This is a genomic window from Pseudomonas sp. BN417 (genome assembly GCF_029871205.1).
Classification (GTDB): domain Bacteria; phylum Pseudomonadota; class Gammaproteobacteria; order Pseudomonadales; family Pseudomonadaceae; genus Metapseudomonas.
The window spans coordinates 57,914-75,752 of sequence record NZ_SSOJ01000156.1 but is presented as its reverse complement, the minus strand read 5'-3'; the positions used below and the strand labels follow the sequence as shown (position 1 = coordinate 75,752).

Genomic DNA, 17,839 nt, shown 5'->3' with positions numbered 1-17,839 from the left:
CTTGTAATAAAGCCCCACCATGAACGTCATCCAATTGCAGGGGGATTTAGTGGGGAACAAGAGGAAGAGACCATGAAAACGACATTCAGCACGACTGCGCTCAGCGGCCTGTTTCTGGCCCTGGTCGTGACAACGGGACCGGCGACAGTCCTTGCGGAGAATGGAAGCGATCGCCTGGACGACTACCGGATGCGTAATCAGCAACTGATCCAGATGAAGGAGGACTCCAGCCAGAGCATCGTCAGGGTGGTCGCGCAAGAGCCGACCGCCGCGGGTCCGCAGTACGAAGAGGACTATCTGCAACCCACCCCGCAGACTCCGCAATACCGGTCGCTGATCCACCAACAACGGATTGAATTCGGGCACTGACCAGGGATAGTCGCTCGTCGGGCACGCCTTGACCTCCGCCTGCCCGACGAGCCGTGGAACCACAGTTTCCGACAATCGGTCCAGACCGAAAAAGGCCCATTCCAGGGCCTTTCCTCCGCCATGCCCACCGTCCTGCGCTGCCGTGCGTCTCCTGCCGCTTGCGGGGCTACGGGCACTGCCCCTAGTGTGCTCACATCCCCGATCTGGCGGAGGGTTACCTCTATGCCGGTCATTCGCTCAACGGATTGATCCACCGCTCGAACCCGGCCCCGGCCGCTTTCCTGGAGAGTCAAACCGTTGCAGAAGCCTGCCTCCCGCCGCTTCGTCTCGTCCCTGTTCTGGCAATTGCTGGCCATCTCGGCCATCGGCGGCAGCCTGCTGCTCGGCCCCGGCGTCGCCAAGGCCGCCTGGAGCCTCGACCCTGTGCTGCGCAAGGCGGAAAAGCGCTACGGCCGCAGCAGCCCGGCCCGTGAACGCCTCCAGGTCTGGCAGGACCTCCTGCAAGACAGCCTTCAGCGGCCCGAGCAGGAACAGCTGCAGGCGGTCAACCGCGAGATCAACCGCCAGGTGCGCTTCAGCGACGACAGCGCGCTGTGGAAGCGTCGCGACTACTGGGCCACGCCCGTGGAGACCCTGGCCAAGGGCGCCGGGGACTGCGAGGACTTCGCCCTGGCCAAGTACTTCACCCTGCTGCAGCTCGGCATCCCCCAGGAGAAGCTGCGCATCACCTACGCCAAGGCCCTGGAGCTGAACCAGGCGCACATGGTGGTGACCTATTACGAAACTCCGGACGCCGAGCCCCTGGTGCTGGACAACCTGGTGGACGCCATCCTCCCCGCCTCCCGGCGCAAGGACCTGGCCCTGCGCTATGCCTTCGATGCCCGCGCGCTCTATACGATGAAGGGCGGCGCTCTCAAGCGTGTCGGCGAGGCCGGCGAGCTGCCCTCCTGGCAGGGGCTGCTGGAACGCATGCGCCGCGAGGGCTTCAGCCTGGCGCAACTGCAAGCTGCACCGGGCAGCGCCTGATCACCGCGAGCGCAGCTCGCCCTTGAGCACCTTGCCCGCGGCATTGAGGGGCAGCACCTCGACCAACTGCACGCTGCGCGGCACCTTGTAGTTGGCCATCCGCGTGCGGCTCCAGCCGATCAACTCATCGGCTGCCAGGCTGGCGCCCGGACGCAGTATCACGTAGGCCTTGCCGACTTCGCCCTGGCGCTCATCGGCAATCCCCACCACGGCCGCCTGGGCCACCGCGGGATGCTCCATGAGCAGGCGCTCGACCTCCGCCGGGTAGCAGTTGAAACCACCGACGATGAACATGTCCTTGAGCCGGTCGGTGATGCGCAGGTAACCACGCTCATCGAGCACGCCGACATCCCCGGTATGCAGCCAGCCCTGCGCATCCACCGCCTCCTGGCTGGCCTGGAGGTCATTGAAGTAGCCCTTCATCAGGTTGTAACCGCGGATCAGCACTTCCCCCGGCTCGCCGGTCGGCACCGGGTTGCCCTCGGCATCCACGCAGCGCACCTCGATACCATCGAGAGGCCGGCCACAGGTACTGGCAACGGTCAGAGCATCGTCGCCGGGTCGGCAGACGGTCGCCAGGCCACAGCTCTCGGTCAGGCCGTAAGCCGTCACCACGCTGGAAAAACCCAGCTCCTCGCTCATGCGCTGGACCAGGACCGGCGGCACCGAGGCCGCTCCGGTGACCGCCACGCGCAGCGAGGACAGGTCGAAATCAGCCCGGCGCGGGTGGTCGAGCATCGCGGAATAGAGCGCTGGCGGCCCCGGCAGGAAACTGACGCGATCCTGCTCGACCCGGCGCAGCACGGCTTCGGCGTCGAAGGTCCGCTGCGGCAGGATGGTCGCGCCGCGGATCAGCGCGGCGAGCCAACCCGCCTTGAAGCCGAAGCTGTGGAAGAACGGGTTGACGATCAGGTAGCGGTCACCTGGCTGCAGGCCGACGATTTCACCCCAGTTGTCGAACAGGCGCAGGTTCTGGCCGTGGGCACAGAGCACGCCCTTGGGGTAGCCGGTGGTGCCGGAGGTGAACATCAGGTCCGAGAGGCTGTCGCCGTCGAGACTGGCCATCCGCTGCTCCAGCATCTCGTCGGGCACTTGCTCGGCCAGGTCGAGGAAGCCCTGCCAGGTGCAATCGCCATCGCGGGCCGACTCGAGGACGATGGCCTGCTCGAGGTCATCGAGCGGTTGTCCCGCCAGCAGGTCCGGGTAGTAACTGCCGAGGAACTCGCCAACGCTGAACAGCACGCGCGCACCGCTGCGCCTGAGGATATCCGCGGCCTCGCCGCCCTTCAGGCGTGTGCTCAGCGGCACCAGCACCGCCCCGGCCATCAGGCTGCCCAGAGCGGCCACCAACCAGTGATGGCCGTTCGGCGCCCAGATGGCGACGCGCTCGCCCGGCTCGAGACCAAGGGCCAGCAACGCCCGCCCTGCATTGCGGCTGAGGCGCTCCAGTTCCGCGTAGCTGAGCTTGAGCTCGCCATCATCGATGGCGATCTGCTGTGCATGACGTCGGACAGAACGCGCCAGGGCGGCTGGAATGGTTTGCGGGTTGGCAAGGGGCAGACTCATGGACGGCGTTCCTGCGTGCGGGCAGTGTCACCCAGGGCCGGATAGTCGGTGTAACCGCGAGCACCTGGGGTGTAGAGCGTGGAACGGTCGAACCCGGCGAGCGCGCGCTGCTCGCGCAGGCGCCCCACCAGGTCCGGGTTGGCGATGAAATGACGGGCGAAGGACACCGCCTCGCCCAGGCCGGCAGCGATGGCCTGGGCGGCACCCTGGCCATCGAAGCCGTCGTTGAGGATCAGCGGCCCACTGAAGTGACGGCGCACCAGGGCGAAGGCATCGAGCTCCGGTTGCGGCGAGCGGCTGACCTGGACATAGGCCAGGCCGAGCGGGTCCACGGCATCCAGCAGGGCGCCGTAGGTGGCGGCGGGGTCGTCGTCCTGCATGTCGTTGTAGGGGTTGCCGGGGATGAGCCGCAGGCCCACCCGGCCGGCACCGATTGCCTCGCTCAATGCCTCGAGGGTTTCCACCACGAAACGGATGCGTTTGGCCAGCGAGCCGCCGTAGCCGTCCTGGCGCTGGTTGCTGCAGGCCAGGAGGAACTGCATGGGCAGGTAGCCGCTGCTGCAGTGCAACTCCACGCCGTCGAAGCCCGCCGCGCGGGCATTCAGCGCCGCCTGCCGATAGCCCTCGATGACCCCGGCGATTTCCGCGGTTTCCAGGGCGCGCGGCTCCTCCATCGGCACCATGCCGTGGCTGTCGCTGAACAGGCTGCCCCGCGCGGCGATGGCCGAAGGCGCGACGGTTTCGGCGTCGGCGGCCTGGTTGTGGCGGCTGGCGACGCGTCCCACGTGCATCAATTGCAGGACGGTGCTGGCTTTGCCCTGCTGGCGCACCTGCGCGGTCACCCGGTGCCAGGCATCGACCTGCTGTGGCGTGACGATGCCCGGGGTGCGGCAATAACCCTTGCCATCCGGGCTCGGATAGGTGCCTTCGGCGACGATCAGGCCGGCATCCGCACGCTGGCCGTAGTAGGCCGCGTGCAGATCGCTCGGCGCATCGAAGGCATCGGCACGACTGCGGGTCATCGGCGCCATGACGATACGGTTGGCCAGGCGCAATTCACCCAGTTGCACCGGTTCGAACAGCCTGTCGAGGCTGGCTGGGGCGAGGCTCGACATCAGCGGACCCTCACCCGCGGTGCGGATGAACCGCGCCGCATGCGTTCGAGGAAGGCACCCAGCGGAGCCGGTTCGGCGACTTCCGGCAGCGCATCGCCCGGTTTGTCGCTCCAGAAGGTTTTCCAGCTCGGCCAGAGTTCATGCCAGGAACCGTCGTAGGGTTCGCGGCCCGGCCAGCGCATCTTCTTCTCGCCGATCGGCGGGCGGTTCAGGTCGCTGGCATAGAGGTAGCACGGCAGGCGCCGACGGAAGTACCAGCGGCCGTCGATGCGCTGATAGTCGTCCCAGTAGAGCATCTGCATGATCACCCACTCGGGCCCGGCCTCGTGCTCGTTCTTCGAATAGACCACGCCGCAGGCGTTGTCCGGGTCCTTGAACTCGATGATATGGCCGCCGATATGGTGCGAGGTGGTGCTGAACTGCAGGCGCAGGGTGTCGTCGATCCAGGCCTTCAGATGGGCACGGCCGACCTTGTCCTGGCCCACCTTGATGTCTTCCGGGAACAGCCCGACCCAGGCGTCCAGGTCGCGCATGTCCAGGGCCAGCGCATACTTGGCCGGCAGCATGCGGATCTCTTCCAGCGACTCCAGGCGGTCCATCCGGGCCTGCAATGTCTGTTCGTTCATGGTGATAGCCCCTCTCAGCGCTGCGAGGAAATGTTGCCGCCGTCGACGACGATTTCCGCGGCGTTGATGTAGCTGGCCTCGTCGGACAGCAGGAAGCGCACCACGCGGCCGATCTCCTCGGGACGGCCGAGACGCTCCAGCAGGATGCGACGCTCGAAATGCCCTGGTCGCGCGGCCACGATCGGCTCCAGCATCGGCGTGAGGATCTGCCCCGGCGAAACCGAGTTGACGCGGATGCCGTCGGCGCCCAGGGCATCAGCCAGCGAGCGCACCATCGACAGCATCCCGCCCTTGGAGGCGCTGTAGGCTGGAATCAGCCCATTGCCCAGGGTGGCGTTGATCGAGGCGATGCCGACAACGGCCGACCCAGGGTTGGCGCGCAGGTCCGGCAGCATCGCCTGCACCAGCAGCGCCATGGCGCGCAGGTTGACGTTCAGCACCAGGTCCCAGCTGTCTGCCGAGAGACTTTCCAGGCCGCTCTGGTCGACGACGCCGGCGGCATGCACCAGGGCGCCCGGAGCGCCGAGCTCGGCGCGGGTCCGGGCCAGGGCCGGAGCAATGGCGGCCGGATCGCGCAGGTCGATGCCCAGCCCGAGGCACAGCACGCCATGCTGCTCGGCAAGTCGCGCGGCCACGGCTTGTGCCTTGTCGGCCTGCAGGTCCCAGAGGGCGACGGGGCGCTTCACCGCCGCCAGCGCCTCGGCGGTGGCCTCACCAATTCCGGAGGCGCCACCGGTCACCAGCACCGGGCTGGTGGGAGCATTCAGCTTGATATTCATTGGTTCACGCCTCGCTTGGGGTCGAACGGATTTCGGTGGAGGTCGCCGAGGTGTAGTCGCTGGCGCCGACGTTGAGTTCGCAGGTCTTGCCGCCGTCGACCACCAGGCTCTGGCCAGTGATGTAGGAGGACTCGTCCGAGGCCAGGAAGAGGATGGCGTTGGCGACTTCCTCCGGCTCGCCGATGCGCCGCAGCGGCACGGCCCGCGCCGTCCCCGCGATCATCTGTTCGCTGCGCATCGCTTCACGGGTGCCTTCGCTCCAAACGATGCCGGGAATCACCACGTTGACCCGGATATTCTCCGGCGCGCCCTCCAGGGCCGCCGCGCGGCTGAAGTTGACCACCCCCGCCTTGGCCGCACCGTAGGCGCTGAGGCCGGGGCTGCCGAGCAGTCCCGCCACCGAACCCATGTTGACGATCGAGCCGCCCTTGCCCTGCATCACCCGCATGGCTGCACGGGTGCCGAAGAAGGCCACGTCGAGGCTGCCGCGCAGGCTCTTGTGCCACTCCTCGGTGGAGAGCCCCGCCAATGGGCCCCAGGTGTAGTTAACCGCGTTGTTGACCATGATGTCGAAGCGCCCGAAGCGCTCCAGGGTCGCACTGACCGCGCGGTCCACCGCTTGCTCATCGGTGACGTCGGTCTGCACCCAGTCGGCTTCCCCGCCCTGTGCGCGAATCTCCGCCACCACCGCCTCCAACGGCGCCTGGCGGCGGCCGCAGACCATCACCCGGGCGCCCTGGGCGGCGAACAGCCTTGCCGCCGCGGCGCCGATACCCGTACCGGCGCCACTGATCAGCGCCACCTTGCCTTGCAGTCGTCCACTCATTTGAAAATCCTCTCAAAGCATCATCATGCCGCCGGCGGCAGCAAGGGTTTGTCCGGTAAAGGCACTGGCATCGTCACTGGCCAGGAACAGGCAGGTGCTGGCGATCTCTTCCGGCTCCAGCAGCCGCCCCAGGGGGATGGCGCGCTCCAGGGCCTGCTGCCACTCCCTGGAGATCGACTGCATCATCGGCGTGCGGGTCGGCCCCGGGCAGATGGTGTTGACGCGGATGCCGCGCGGGCCGAGGTCACGCGCCAGGCACTTGCCCAGGCCGATCACGGCAGCCTTTGAGGCGCAGTAGGCGAGCGGCCCTTCGCCGCTGAGCGCGGACAGGCTGGCGATATTGATGATCGAGCCGCGGCTGCCGCTGGCGATCATCAAGCGCACCGCCGCGCGGCTGCAGTAGAAGGTGCCGCCCAGGTTGATATCGACGATCCGCTGCCAGCCGGCATCGGTCAGGTCGACGATCATGTCGGTGAACACGTCGGGCTCCGCGCCCGCCGCCAGTTGCTCGTTGCGCTTGGCCAGGCGCTGCTGGTACTGGTCGAAGCCATCCCCCGGCACCTGGCCGGCTCCGGCGTTGTTGACCAGCACGTCGAGGCGGCCATACCGCCGCTCCACCTCGGCGAACAGCCGCGCCACCGACTCGCCGTCGGCGATGTCGCAAGCGCTGGCCAGGCACGTCCCGTGCGTTGCGAGCTCGGCCACGGTGCGTTGCGCCGCCGCCTCGTCGATATCCACCACCACCACGCTCGCCCCTTCGGCGGCGAACAGCGCAGCCGTGGCGCGCCCCATTCCCGATCCCGCGCCGGTAACCAGCGCGACCTTGCCTTTGAGCTTCATGTCGTTCCCCTTTTCGGTTCTTGTTCTGAAATGCCGTGCGGCTGAAGCCGGGCTCAGATCAGGTGCAGCTCGCTGCGGGCCTGTTCGGGCACCTCGTCGAGCTGTCGCCAGACGCCGCCCTTGCTCTCGAAGACCTTCCTGCTCGGCGCGGGCAGGTCAGCGACATCGGTGTAGAACTGCTCGTACCACTCGCGCAGCTGATACACCGGACCATCGCCGTCGCAGAGAATCGGCCTGTCGATGCGGGTCTTGCTGTGCCAGATCTCCACGTCCTGGAAGAAGGACTTGTGCGCCTGCTCGGCATAGGCCTCGGCAATGGCCTGGTTCTCCGCCTCGGAGAGCCCGGGCTGCTTCCTGACCTTGATGGCGTAGCGCAGCTCGAAGCTGTTGTGGTCGATGGGCACGTGGCAGTTGAGCAGCAGGGTGTCGACCGTCTGCCCACCGGTCTCGGCGGTCATCCGGGTGATGTGATAGGCCGGCCCGAAATAGGCGCTGTCGGCGCGCAAACCGTTGCCGAGCAATTCGCTGGCCTCGCCCTGGAACATCTGGTAGCCCAGGTGCCCGTCGAAGGTGTTGCAGAAGTAGCTGGCCGGCGAGCCGTGCACCGGCCCGAAGTGCGCGGCATCAGCGAGGTTGTCCACCAGCTCGCGGCAGTTGGTCTGGATCACCATCTTGCGCATCTTCCACTCGGTCCACTCCGCCGAATAACAGGCCTCGATGCGCGGGATATCGACCGCCGCATCCGGCGCGCTGCCTTCGACGTCGTGCCAGACATACAGCAGCTGGTTCCTCTCCAGGACCGGCCAGGCCTTGACCCGTGCCCGCGCGGGCACGCGCTTGCAGTAGGGAATCGACACGCACTTGCCATCGCTGCCCCACTTCCAGTGGTGGAAGGGGCAGACCACGGTATCGCCTTCCACGTGCCCTTTGGTGAGGTCCGCGCCCATGTGCGGGCAGTAGCCATCGAGGATGTGCATCGCACCGTCCTCGCCGCGGAAGGCGACGAGCCGGGTGCCGAAGATGTTCAGCGGATGGGGTTTGCCGTCGGCGTAATCGGCTACCAGGCCGAGGCAATGCCAGCCGCGAGCAAAGCGCCTTGCCGATGCCAGGCCATGATCGGGAGTCGACCGTTCCATGCTGCTCTCCTGAAAGGTGATGGATGTCGACTCGCACTATTGGCCAACGCCACATCCGGCACATCCCTGCCAGGGACTAGCCCACAGGGGTGAGGTCTCTCACGAGAGGCACGCGTCAAGACCCGGACCGTAGGGTGGATAGCGCTTTTGTATCCACCTTCCGTGGTCAGGCCTTGCTCCGCTGGTGGACCGGTGAGGCGTGGTCCACCCTACGAAAGACCTGACCCTCCCGCTCGCGGTCCCACATCGTAGGGCGGAGCACAGCGAAGCCCGACCTACGGGGCGGCGTGTGGATAACTGTCGAGGAGTCGCCTGGCAAAGCTTTCCAGCTCCTGCGCCGGCAACCGATTGATACCAGCGGCGCGCTTGCGCCCTCCCCCCGTCGCGAAGCCGCGACAGAACGCATCCGCCTCCAGGCTGGCATTGGCCGGCACGCGCAGGCTGAAAGTCCAGTCGCCATCGGCCCTGGCACTGAGCAGGCCGAGCGCGCGCTGCGGATCGCGTGCGGCCAGCTGGTTGGCCAGTACGCCGCTGACCCGCCGCGCCCAGGTCGCTTCCGGCAACTTGTAGAGCGACGCACCTTCGCCCGCACGCCAGGGCTCCAGCGCGGCCGCGACCGCCATATCGGCGGCGTAGCCTTCCCGCAGTCGAGCGAAACTCGGGCTGAGGCGGACGAAGTCGAGCGGGTCGTGGTACGGCAGCAGTTCCGTCGCCAGCGCCACCGGGTCGAAGTGCAGGTCGGCCAGGCTGTCGCCGTAGGCGTTGTAGTTCAGCAGCAGGCCCAGCTCTTCCAGCTCTCGGATTTCTTCCGCCGCAAGCCCATGACGCGCGGCCAGCGCGCGGGCCGGACCCGACATGCCATCGCCAAAGGCTGCCGCCACCGCCCAGCGGTGGAATCGCCCCGTCAGGAAGCGATCCACCAGCAGGCTGGTGCAGACGTCGGCAGCGGTATCGATGAACGACTCGAAGCCCGGGTGCTCCGGCAGTTCACCGGCGAAGTGGTGGTCGAAGTAGCGGACGCGGGCACCCGCGCCGAGCAGCCGCGCGACATCCGCGCGGTTCTGCTCATGGGCGATGTCCAGCACGGTGACCCGCTCGCCGGGGCCGGCCTGCACGCGCTGCAGCAGGCCGATGTCACGCTTCACCCCGCTGACCAGGCGCACCGCCGCGTCCAGCTCCCCCGCTAGGCGCAATTGCTGCAGGGCGCAAAGTCCGTCCGCGTCGCCATTGAAGGCGCAGTGATCAAGCATCTTCATCTCCTCGCGTTCAGCGCATCAGTTCGCCGCCGTTGGCGTCCAGTTGGGCGCCGTTGATGGCGCTGGCGTAGTCGGAGGCCAGGAACAACGCCGCACGGGCGCACTCCTCGTCGCCCGGCATACGCCCGCCGGGAATCCCCGAGCTGAATTCGGCACGCACCTGCTCCTCACTGACACCCCGCGCGGCAGCGGCTTCGCGCACATTCGCCTGCACCGGCTCGCCCCACATCCAGCCACAGGCCAGGCCGTTGACCCGCAGGCCATGCCCGGCCAGTTCTTGAGCGAGATAACGCACCGCCACAGCCAGGGTGCCCTTGGAGATTGCATAGCCGCCGCCACCCGCGTATGGCTGGTGCACGCCCAGGGTATTGATCATCACGATGGCGCCAGCACGCTGGGCCTTCATCTGCGGCAGCACGGCGCGAGTCAGGTGCAATGAGCCGAACAGATTGACGTCCAGGGCCTCCTGCAGCAGATGGTCGGGGCAACTTTCCAGCGAGTCGAAGCCGCCATGGACGTAGGCACTGTTGATCAGCGCATCGATGCGCCCGAAGCGCTCCACGGTGGCCTTGGCAAAAGCCTGGCAGGCCTTGGCATCGCTGACGTCGGTGGGCATCCAGAGCACCTGGCAGTCGGCATCGACGGCGCGGATGCGTTCTTCCGCCTCGCGCAGGCGCGCTTCGTTGCGGGCGCAGATCGCCACGGCGCGGGCGCCTTCGCGGGCCGCCTCGAGGGCGAGCTTGATGCCCATGCCGGGGCCGATACCGGAAATCATCACAACCTTGTCTTTCAGCAGCATGTTCAGTTCCTCTTGTTGTTATCGATCTGCTTTTTCGTAGGAGCCAGCTTGCTGGCGAATTCGGACTTCCCTTCGCCAGCAAGCTGGCTCCTACAGATAACCCCGACCCTGCTCAGGCCAGATGGCGAGCGCGGTATTCACCGTAGTCGCGTTGCAGGCGCGCCTCGTCGAGGCCGAAGGAGATCGGGTCGTAGTGATGCGCCGCGCGCTTGTCGCGGCCATTGCGCGCCAGCCAGTCGTTCATCGACTCACGCACGCCGGGGCTCAGCTCCAGGCCGGCGAAGCGGTAGATGCGCTCCACCACGCCGAGCGGGTCGCTGACGGTATCTTCGAAGCGCACATCGAGGAAGGCGCCTGCCGACATGCCGTCGCGCACCTTCATCGTATGGCGCAGGGCGCGGGCCATGCGCGTGTTCCATTGCTCGCCGACCTGGGCTGGGTCGGCCTGGTCGCTGTAGATCTGCCAGAGGGTGTGGATGAAGCTGGCCAGCGACGGGATGGTCTTGCCCGGATCGCGGTGAGTGAGGATCACCTGGGCGCGTGGGAAGACCTTGAACAGCAGCTCCAGGGTGTGCAGGTGCTGCGGGCTCTTCAGCAGCCAGCGGCGCCCCGGCGCGATGCCGCGGCGGGCCTGCTGCCATTGCAGGAACTGCAGCATCTTCTTCAGGTAGGCATAGACCTGGGCCTGGTCCTGGCGATCGAGCCAGGCGGTGTAGGCCGGTACATTGACGTAGGAGTCCATGGCGCAGAGGAAGCTGTGCTCCATGAGCATGAACTCTTCGTCCGGCTGCTCGGCATCCAGCGGGTGGATGGCAAGGATCTGCGGCACGAACTCGACCATTGCGGCGACCTCGGCGCGCGCCCGTCCGATGCGCTCCGTAGGCTGTTCCAGGGCTTCCCCGGGCAGCGGCGCCGGGTAGCGGGTTTCCCACCACTGCGCCTTGCTGAATTGCGGGTCCACCGCGAGCACGCGCTGCAGCAGCGTGGTGCCGGTGCGCGGCAGGCCGACGATCACCAGTGGATCATCGACGGGCTGCTGGAGAATTTCCGGGTGGCGCTTGCAGTGGTCCTCGATGACGAGGCGGTTGACCAGTTGCGCCACCAGCTTCTCGCGCAGCAGGGCCGCGCCCTGGGCAGACAGGCACGCTTCTGCGCGCAGGGAACGCTCCAGCACCTGCAGGGCTTCGCGGAAATCGCCGGGGCCGAAGTCGTCGAGGCCGCCGGCGCGGGCGCTGGCCTCGGCCAGCAGGCTGCCGGGGGCGAAGGCGTCATCCGGAGTCATGGTGTGGCTCATAGCAGCTCCTTGAGGTGGTCGAGCTTGACCACGCGGGTGGTGGGATGGACTGGATGCTCGGCGCCGACCCAGCGCAGGCAGAGGGTGCCGTCGGCATGGCCGGCGGTTTCCAGCCAGTTCGGCAGGCCGGGGTCGCGGTGGCTCAGCACCATGCGCACGCCGCCGCGCGCATCGGTCTGTGCCGAATGCTTGTTCAGGCAGATGCGGTGATGGCGGTAGTCGAGGGACTCCATCCAGTAGTTGTTGATCTGCAGGTTCCAGAAGTCGCAGGCGGGCACCTGGTCGACCTCGATCAGCAGCGCCTCGTCGTCAGCCAGCGCCCAGTAGGAGTGGTAGTAGTAGATGTTCGGGTCGCCACCCACCGCCTGGCACAGGGCCTGGTCCGCCGGCGGCAGCTGGTTGGTGTGGGCCTGGTAGCCCTGGGCCCAGTCGGCGAACAGGCGCGCCGTGTTCTCGACGAAGCTGCCAACCCGCTGCAGGCTTTCATGCAACCGCGGCGCGTCCAGCGGCACGGGGGCGTCCTCGGCGTCGAGGCGCTCGATGCGCAGCTGCGCGGGCTGCTCGCTGGAGCGGTCGAGGAAGGTCTGGCGGACGATCAGTGCATTGCTCGCCGGCTCCAGGCGCAGCCAGTTGCCCTGCGCCGGTGGCTCCTGGCTGAGGATGAGTTCGAAGCTGCCATCGGCCGCCAGCTGCAGCTGGCTGGCGTCGATGAAGCCGGTCTGGATCATCTTGCCGTCGGTTTCGTAGCCGCCCTTCTGGGTGCCGAAACTGAGGTAGGACACGCTGCCGCGACGGCCGCTGACGCGGTACTGGCGCTCGCCGTTGAGGCGCGCGTACTGGTAGAGGTTGTCCGGGTTGTCCGCACCGATCTTGGCTGTCTCATGGGACGGCGAGAAGAAGCCGGGGAAGTCCGGGTCGGCGAACTCCAGGTGCATCTCCAGGGCAATGCGCAGCAGCCGCGTCAGGTAGCGGAAGCCTTCGGCACGGGTCTGCCCATCGCTGGGCGCTTCGGCCCGCAGTATCTGCTCGCCACTGCGTTTGAGCTGGTCGCAGAACTCGCTCCACACCTGCCCGCTGCGCACTTGCTGTTCGATTCCATCTGTCGCCATCTCGGTCTCCTCTGGCCCGGCGGACGCCCCGCCGCTGCAGGCACCTTAGGGAGGCCGATGGTGTGGATTCTTCGTCTGAGCGGACTAAACAGCAGACAGCCAACTTCGCAACGAGCACGTCGTAGGATGGGTGGAGCTTGCGATACCCATCAGCAGTCGGTGATGGGTATCGCTCCGCTCCACCCATCCTACGGGTAAGCAACGCTGAGGATTTCTAGTCCACCCGGACGAGGAGCCGGGCGCGGCGCGCTGGGAGGATCGAGCGCGAACGGCGCCGCACGGTGCAGCGCCGCGCACTCCGCCAAGGAACCCCCGATGCCTGACGAAAAGAACCTGGTCCGCTCGCTGACCGTGGACATCGCCGCCCCCGCCGAGCTGGTCTGGTCGGTGCTCATCGACCTGCAAAGTTATCCACAGTGGAACCCCTTCACCGTCAAAGTGGAATCCGGCCTGCGCCTGGGCGAGCCGGTGAATCTCTTTCTGCCCGACCCTGCCCGCCCCGGCGAGCTGGTGCATGTGATCGAAGAACTGGTCGCCTTCGACCCTCCACGACTGCTCTCCTGGGAAATGTTCGCCAGCGCCAGCAACCCCGATGCTGCGCGCCGCGACCAGGTCATTGAGGCCACCGGCCCCGAGAGCTGCCGCTACTACACCACCGACCTGTTCCTCGGCCCGACTGCCAACCAGGTGATGGAAGTGCACGGCCCCTGGGTCAAACAGGGCTTCGACGCAGTGGCCCTGGCCGTCAAGACTCGCGCCGAAGCGCTCTTCGCCGCGAGTCGCTGAAACTTCGTCTGCTCGGACGAAGAACCCGAAGCAGCGCTTTCCCTACCGTGGAAAAAAGCCGGGCCGATCAGGCCCGGCCAATCCCAAGGAGACAAGCGATGCTGACACACCTGCAACGGCTGGAAGCGGAGAGCGTCCAGATCATCCGCGAAGTGGTCGCCGAGTGTGAAAACCCGGTGATGCTCTACTCCATCGGCAAGGACAGTGCGGTCATGCTGCACCTGGCGATGAAGGCCTTCGCCCCGGGCAAGCCGCCCTTCCCCCTGCTGCACGTGGACACCACCTGGAAGTTCCGCGAGATGATCGCCTTCCGCGACCAGACCGCCGAGCGCCTCGGCCTGGAGCTGCTGGTGCACGTCAACCCGGAAGGCCTGGAGCGCGGCATCAACCCCTTCACCCACGGTTCGGCGCTGCACACCGACCTGTGGAAAACCCAGGGTCTGAAGCAGGCCCTGGATCATTACGGCTTCGACGCGGCCTTCGGCGGCGCGCGCCGCGACGAGGAAAAGTCCCGTGCCAAGGAACGGGTGTTCTCGATCCGTTCCGAGCAGCACCGCTGGGACCCCAAGCAGCAACGCCCGGAACTCTGGCGCCTGTACAACACGCGCAAGCGCAAGGGCGAAAGCCTGCGGGTGTTCCCGCTGTCGAACTGGACCGAGCTGGATATCTGGCAATACATCTACCTCGAGCAGATCCCCATCGTGCCGCTCTACTTCGCCAAGGAACGCCCCGTGGTGCGCCGCGACGGCACGCTGATCATGGTCGATGACGAACGCCTGCCATTGCTGCCCGGCGAGACGCCCGAGCTGCGCAAGGTGCGCTTCCGCACCCTCGGCTGCTACCCGCTGACCGGCGCCATCGACAGCGAGGCCGACAGCCTGCCGGCGATCATCCAGGAGATGCTGGTGAGCCGCACCTCCGAACGCCAGGGGCGGCTGATCGACAGCGATTCGGCCGGTTCCATGGAGAAGAAAAAACAAGAGGGCTATTTCTGATGAACGCCATGACCGACCTGGATCACTACCTGCAGCAGCAACAGCGCAAGGACTTGCTGCGCTTCATCACCTGCGGCAGCGTCGACGACGGCAAGAGCACCCTGATCGGGCGCCTGCTCTATGAATCGAAAGTCCTCTTCGAGGACCAACTCGGCCAGCTCGAGGCCGACTCGAAGAAACTCGGCACCCAGGGCGAGGAACTCGACTTCGCCCTGCTGGTGGATGGCCTGGCCGCCGAGCGCGAACAGGGCATCACCATCGATGTCGCCTACCGCTTCTTCGCCACCGACAAGCGCAAGTTCATCGTCGCCGACACCCCCGGCCACGAGCAGTACACCCGCAACATGGTCACCGGCGCCTCGACCGCCGACCTCGCGGTGATCCTCATCGACGCGCGCCAGGGCATGCTGGTGCAGACCCGCCGGCACAGCTACCTGGTGTCGCTGCTGGGCATCCGCAAGGTAGTGCTGGCGGTGAACAAGCTCGACCTGATGGACTACTCGCAGGAAGTTTTCCAGCGCATCGAGGCCGAATACCGCGCCTTCGCCGCGCAGATCGGCCTGCACGACATCCAGTGCATTCCGCTCTCCGCGCTGCGTGGCGACAACATGCTCGAACCCAGCGCCAACACTCCCTGGTACAAGGGCCCGAGCCTGCTCCAGCACCTGGAAGAAGTGCCGCTGGAAGAAGCCCAGCAAAGCAACGCGGCATTCCGCCTGCCGGTGCAGTGGGTGAACCGGCCGAACCTGGACTTCCGTGGCTACTGCGGCAATATCGCGGCCGGCAGCATTCGCGTCGGTGAGCGCGTACGTGCCCTGCCCTCCGGCCAGCAGAGCGTGGTCAGCGGCATCTTCGGCACCGCCGGCGAGCTGCAGGAAGCCCACTGCGGCCAGGCAGTGACCCTGACCCTGGCCGACGAGATCGATATCAGCCGCGGTGACATGCTCGCCCTCGCCGACGCGCCGCCGGCGGTGGCCGACCAGTTCGAAGCGACCCTGGTGTGGATGGACGAGGAGCCGATGCTGCCGGGCCGTCCGTACCTGATGAAGATCGGCTGCCGCACCGTCGGCATGAGCTGCGCCAACCTCAAGCACCGGGTCGATGTGAACAGCCTGGAACACCTGGCGGGCAAGACCCTGGAACTGAACGGCATCGGCGTCTGCAACCTGCACCTGGACCGGCAGATCGCCTTCGATGCCTACGCCGACAACCGCGACACCGGCGGCTTCATCGTCATCGACCGGTTGAGCAACCGCACGGTCGGCGCCGGCATGCTGCACTTCGCCCTGCGCCGCGCGCAGAACGTGCACTGGCAGGCAATCGACGTCAACCGCGAGGCCCACGCCGCGCTCAAGGGGCAGACACCCCGCATCCTCTGGTTCACCGGGCTCTCCGGTGCCGGCAAGTCGACCATCGCCAACCTGGTCGAGCGCAAGCTGCACGCCCTCGGCCGGCACACCTACCTGCTCGATGGCGACAATGTGCGCCATGGCCTGAACCGCGACCTGGGTTTCACCGAGGCCGACCGGGTGGAAAACATCCGCCGGGTGGCGGAAGTCGCCAGGCTGATGCTCGACGCCGGGCTGATCACCCTGGTCTCGTTCATCTCGCCGTTCCGCGCCGAACGCGACATGGCCCGCAACCTCGCCGGCGACGGCAATTTCCTGGAGATCTACGTCGACGCGCCCCTGGCCCTGGCCGAGCAGCGCGACCCCAAAGGCCTCTACCAGAAGGCGCGGCGCGGCGAGCTGAAGAACTTCACCGGCATCGACTCGCCCTACGAGCCGCCGCAAGCGCCGGATATCCATGTCGACACCGGTAGCGAATCAGCCGAGGAGGCCGCCGAGCGCATCGTCGAGCGGTTGCTGGCGCTCTGACCCCTGTAGGGTGCGCCGCGCGCACCGGGAATCCCGCGCGGAGGTTCCGGTGCGCACGGCGCACCCTACGCGGTTTCGTCGTTCACCCGGGCTACGTGGCACACGCGAGGTAGCCCCGCCAGGAATGGCGGCCACTAGGCCAAACGGACGATTTGCCCAGGGCCCAGGCCGCCCAATACTCGCCCCATCCAGCCCCACAACCACTACAAGAGAGGCGCGGATGCACGACCTTCGACTTGCCCATGAAATCGCGGGCATCAGCGCCCCGGATCTCAGCGAGCTGCTGGCGCTGACCTACCGCGGTCCGCTGGAACCCACGCCCTGGGCCAGCCTGCTCGACGCGCTGCGCCAGCGCTTCGACGCGAGCTACCTGACCCTGGTACTGCGCAACCCGGCCCACGAGCGCCCGGGGCTGATCGTCAACGCCTCGATCCACGGCCCGCACCTGCCGGGCGAGCCCTCCTACAGCGAGCACTACTACTCCATCTGCCCCTTCCTGGACTGGCCCGTCGACCAGATCGCCAGCGCCGACCAGGTGATTGGCACCGAACACTGGCTGGCCCATGACTTCTACCAGAGCTACCTGCGCCCGCTCGACCTGCGCCATGTGCTGGTAGCCAACATGCGCACGGCGGCCGGCATGCATTGCGCACTTTTCGCCTGCCGAGGTCACGCCGGAGAGGATTTCGATGCCGCGGAAATGGCCCTGGTGCGCATCCTTCTGCCACACCTGCAGCAGGCTGTGGACCTGCATTCGACCGTCGACCAGCTGGACTCCGAGCGCCTGCTCTATGCCGCCACCATCGACCGCCTGCTGGTGGGCACGGCCATTCTCGACACGAGCGGCAAGGTGATGCGCTGCAACCAGGCGGCGCAACACCTGTTCGACGCCTGCGACGGTCTCGAATGCCGCCAGGAAAAGCTCCACGCCTTCGCTGGCCAGGACAACCGCAACCTGCAACGGGCTATTGGCGCTGTCCTGCAGCACCACCAGCACGGCAAGGAAGACTGCATCGAGGTGCTGACCCTGGCGCGGCCGACGGGGGAGGTGCCGCTCAATGTGCTGCTGCGCCCCATCGCCTTGAACTACGAGGGCCAGGGCAACGCGCGGCGGCCAGCCGTGGCGGTGTTCATCCGCGATCCCAGCGACTCGCCACAGGCCTCGCGGCGCCTGCTGCGCAGCCTGTTCCAGCTGACCCGCACGGAAACCGAGGTGGCGATGCTGATGATGGACGGCCTGACCCTCGACGAATGCGCCGAGCGCCTCGGCGTATCGCGCAATACCGTTCGTGCGCACCTGCGCGGAGTGTTTGCCAAGACCGGCGCGACCCGCCAGGCGCAGTTGGTGAAGACCTTGCTCAACAGCGTTGCATCGCTGGCTTGAACGCATCTCCGTGCGGTAATCGATACAAAATAAGCAGCTGGTCAGGCACAGGATGT

The 17,839-nt window shown here is 66.9% G+C and carries 17 protein-coding genes; 6 read left to right on the top strand and 11 right to left on the bottom strand.

Annotated features, from left to right (window positions below; all coding sequences use genetic code 11):
- Positions 1-72: 72 nt before the first annotated feature.
- Together E8F11_RS25565 and E8F11_RS25560 are read left to right on the top strand one after the other, a co-directional pair.
- Positions 73-369, top strand: coding sequence for a hypothetical protein (locus tag E8F11_RS25565; protein WP_280291718.1), 297 nt, complete (start codon positions 73-75; stop codon positions 367-369).
- 297 nt (positions 370-666) lie between these two features.
- Positions 667-1,395, top strand: a complete 729-nt coding sequence (locus tag E8F11_RS25560; protein WP_280291717.1) for a transglutaminase-like cysteine peptidase — start codon at positions 667-669, stop codon at positions 1,393-1,395.
- Here the strand turns inward: E8F11_RS25560 and E8F11_RS25555 are convergent, their stop codons facing one another.
- From E8F11_RS25555 to E8F11_RS25505, 11 genes are all read right to left on the bottom strand, one after another.
- On the bottom strand, positions 1,396-2,961 hold the full coding sequence (locus E8F11_RS25555; protein ID WP_280291716.1) for a FadD3 family acyl-CoA ligase: 1,566 nt from the start codon (positions 2,959-2,961) through the stop codon (positions 1,396-1,398). It lies immediately after the preceding gene.
- Entirely contained in the window at positions 2,958-4,076 is a 1,119-nt protein-coding gene (locus E8F11_RS25550) for an alkene reductase (protein WP_280291715.1), read from the bottom strand. Before E8F11_RS25550 ends, E8F11_RS25555 begins: the two co-directional genes overlap by 4 nt.
- Positions 4,076-4,702, bottom strand: a complete 627-nt coding sequence (locus tag E8F11_RS25545; protein WP_280291714.1) for a nuclear transport factor 2 family protein — start codon at positions 4,700-4,702, stop codon at positions 4,076-4,078. The genes E8F11_RS25550 and E8F11_RS25545 overlap by 1 nt, the downstream gene beginning before the upstream one ends.
- Before the next feature lie 14 nt (positions 4,703-4,716).
- Positions 4,717-5,481: an SDR family NAD(P)-dependent oxidoreductase gene (locus E8F11_RS25540; RefSeq protein WP_280291713.1), complete on the bottom strand. Its 765-nt coding sequence runs from the start codon at positions 5,479-5,481 to the stop codon at positions 4,717-4,719.
- Positions 5,482-5,485: 4 nt separating this feature from the next.
- Positions 5,486-6,307 carry an SDR family NAD(P)-dependent oxidoreductase gene (locus tag E8F11_RS25535; protein WP_280291712.1) on the bottom strand — a complete coding sequence of 274 codons (822 nt, stop codon included), beginning with the start codon at positions 6,305-6,307 and terminating at the stop codon, positions 5,486-5,488.
- A gap of 12 nt (positions 6,308-6,319) precedes the next feature.
- Positions 6,320-7,147 (bottom strand): SDR family oxidoreductase, encoded by an 828-nt coding sequence (locus E8F11_RS25530; protein ID WP_280291711.1) that lies wholly within the window; start codon positions 7,145-7,147, stop codon positions 6,320-6,322.
- 53 nt (positions 7,148-7,200) lie between these two features.
- A complete protein-coding gene (locus E8F11_RS25525; RefSeq protein ID WP_280291709.1) occupies positions 7,201-8,283 on the bottom strand; it encodes a Rieske 2Fe-2S domain-containing protein in 1,083 nt (360 codons plus the stop codon).
- Positions 8,284-8,558: 275 nt separating this feature from the next.
- Positions 8,559-9,533, bottom strand: a complete 975-nt coding sequence (locus tag E8F11_RS25520; protein ID WP_280291708.1) for an acetyltransferase — start codon at positions 9,531-9,533, stop codon at positions 8,559-8,561.
- Between the two features lie 16 nt (positions 9,534-9,549).
- A complete protein-coding gene (locus E8F11_RS25515; protein WP_280291707.1) occupies positions 9,550-10,338 on the bottom strand; it encodes an SDR family oxidoreductase in 789 nt (262 codons plus the stop codon).
- A gap of 112 nt (positions 10,339-10,450) precedes the next feature.
- On the bottom strand, positions 10,451-11,632 hold the full coding sequence (locus E8F11_RS25510) for a sulfotransferase (RefSeq protein ID WP_280291706.1): 1,182 nt from the start codon (positions 11,630-11,632) through the stop codon (positions 10,451-10,453).
- On the bottom strand, positions 11,629-12,741 hold the full coding sequence (locus E8F11_RS25505) for a DUF1214 domain-containing protein (protein WP_280291705.1): 1,113 nt from the start codon (positions 12,739-12,741) through the stop codon (positions 11,629-11,631). The genes E8F11_RS25510 and E8F11_RS25505 overlap by 4 nt, the downstream gene beginning before the upstream one ends.
- Before the next feature lie 315 nt (positions 12,742-13,056).
- Between E8F11_RS25505 and E8F11_RS25500 the strand changes: the two genes are divergently transcribed.
- From E8F11_RS25500 to E8F11_RS25485, 4 genes are all read left to right on the top strand, one after another.
- Entirely contained in the window at positions 13,057-13,527 is a 471-nt protein-coding gene (locus tag E8F11_RS25500) for an SRPBCC domain-containing protein (protein WP_280291704.1), read from the top strand.
- 80 nt (positions 13,528-13,607) lie between these two features.
- Positions 13,608-14,522: a sulfate adenylyltransferase subunit CysD gene (cysD, locus tag E8F11_RS25495; RefSeq protein ID WP_280291739.1), complete on the top strand. Its 915-nt coding sequence runs from the start codon at positions 13,608-13,610 to the stop codon at positions 14,520-14,522.
- Positions 14,522-16,399 carry a sulfate adenylyltransferase subunit CysN gene (cysN, locus tag E8F11_RS25490; RefSeq protein WP_280291703.1) on the top strand — a complete coding sequence of 626 codons (1,878 nt, stop codon included), beginning with the start codon at positions 14,522-14,524 and terminating at the stop codon, positions 16,397-16,399. The genes cysD and cysN overlap by 1 nt, the downstream gene beginning before the upstream one ends.
- Before the next feature lie 220 nt (positions 16,400-16,619).
- Positions 16,620-17,783: a LuxR C-terminal-related transcriptional regulator gene (locus E8F11_RS25485; protein ID WP_280291702.1), complete on the top strand. Its 1,164-nt coding sequence runs from the start codon at positions 16,620-16,622 to the stop codon at positions 17,781-17,783.
- Positions 17,784-17,839 lie beyond the last annotated feature (56 nt).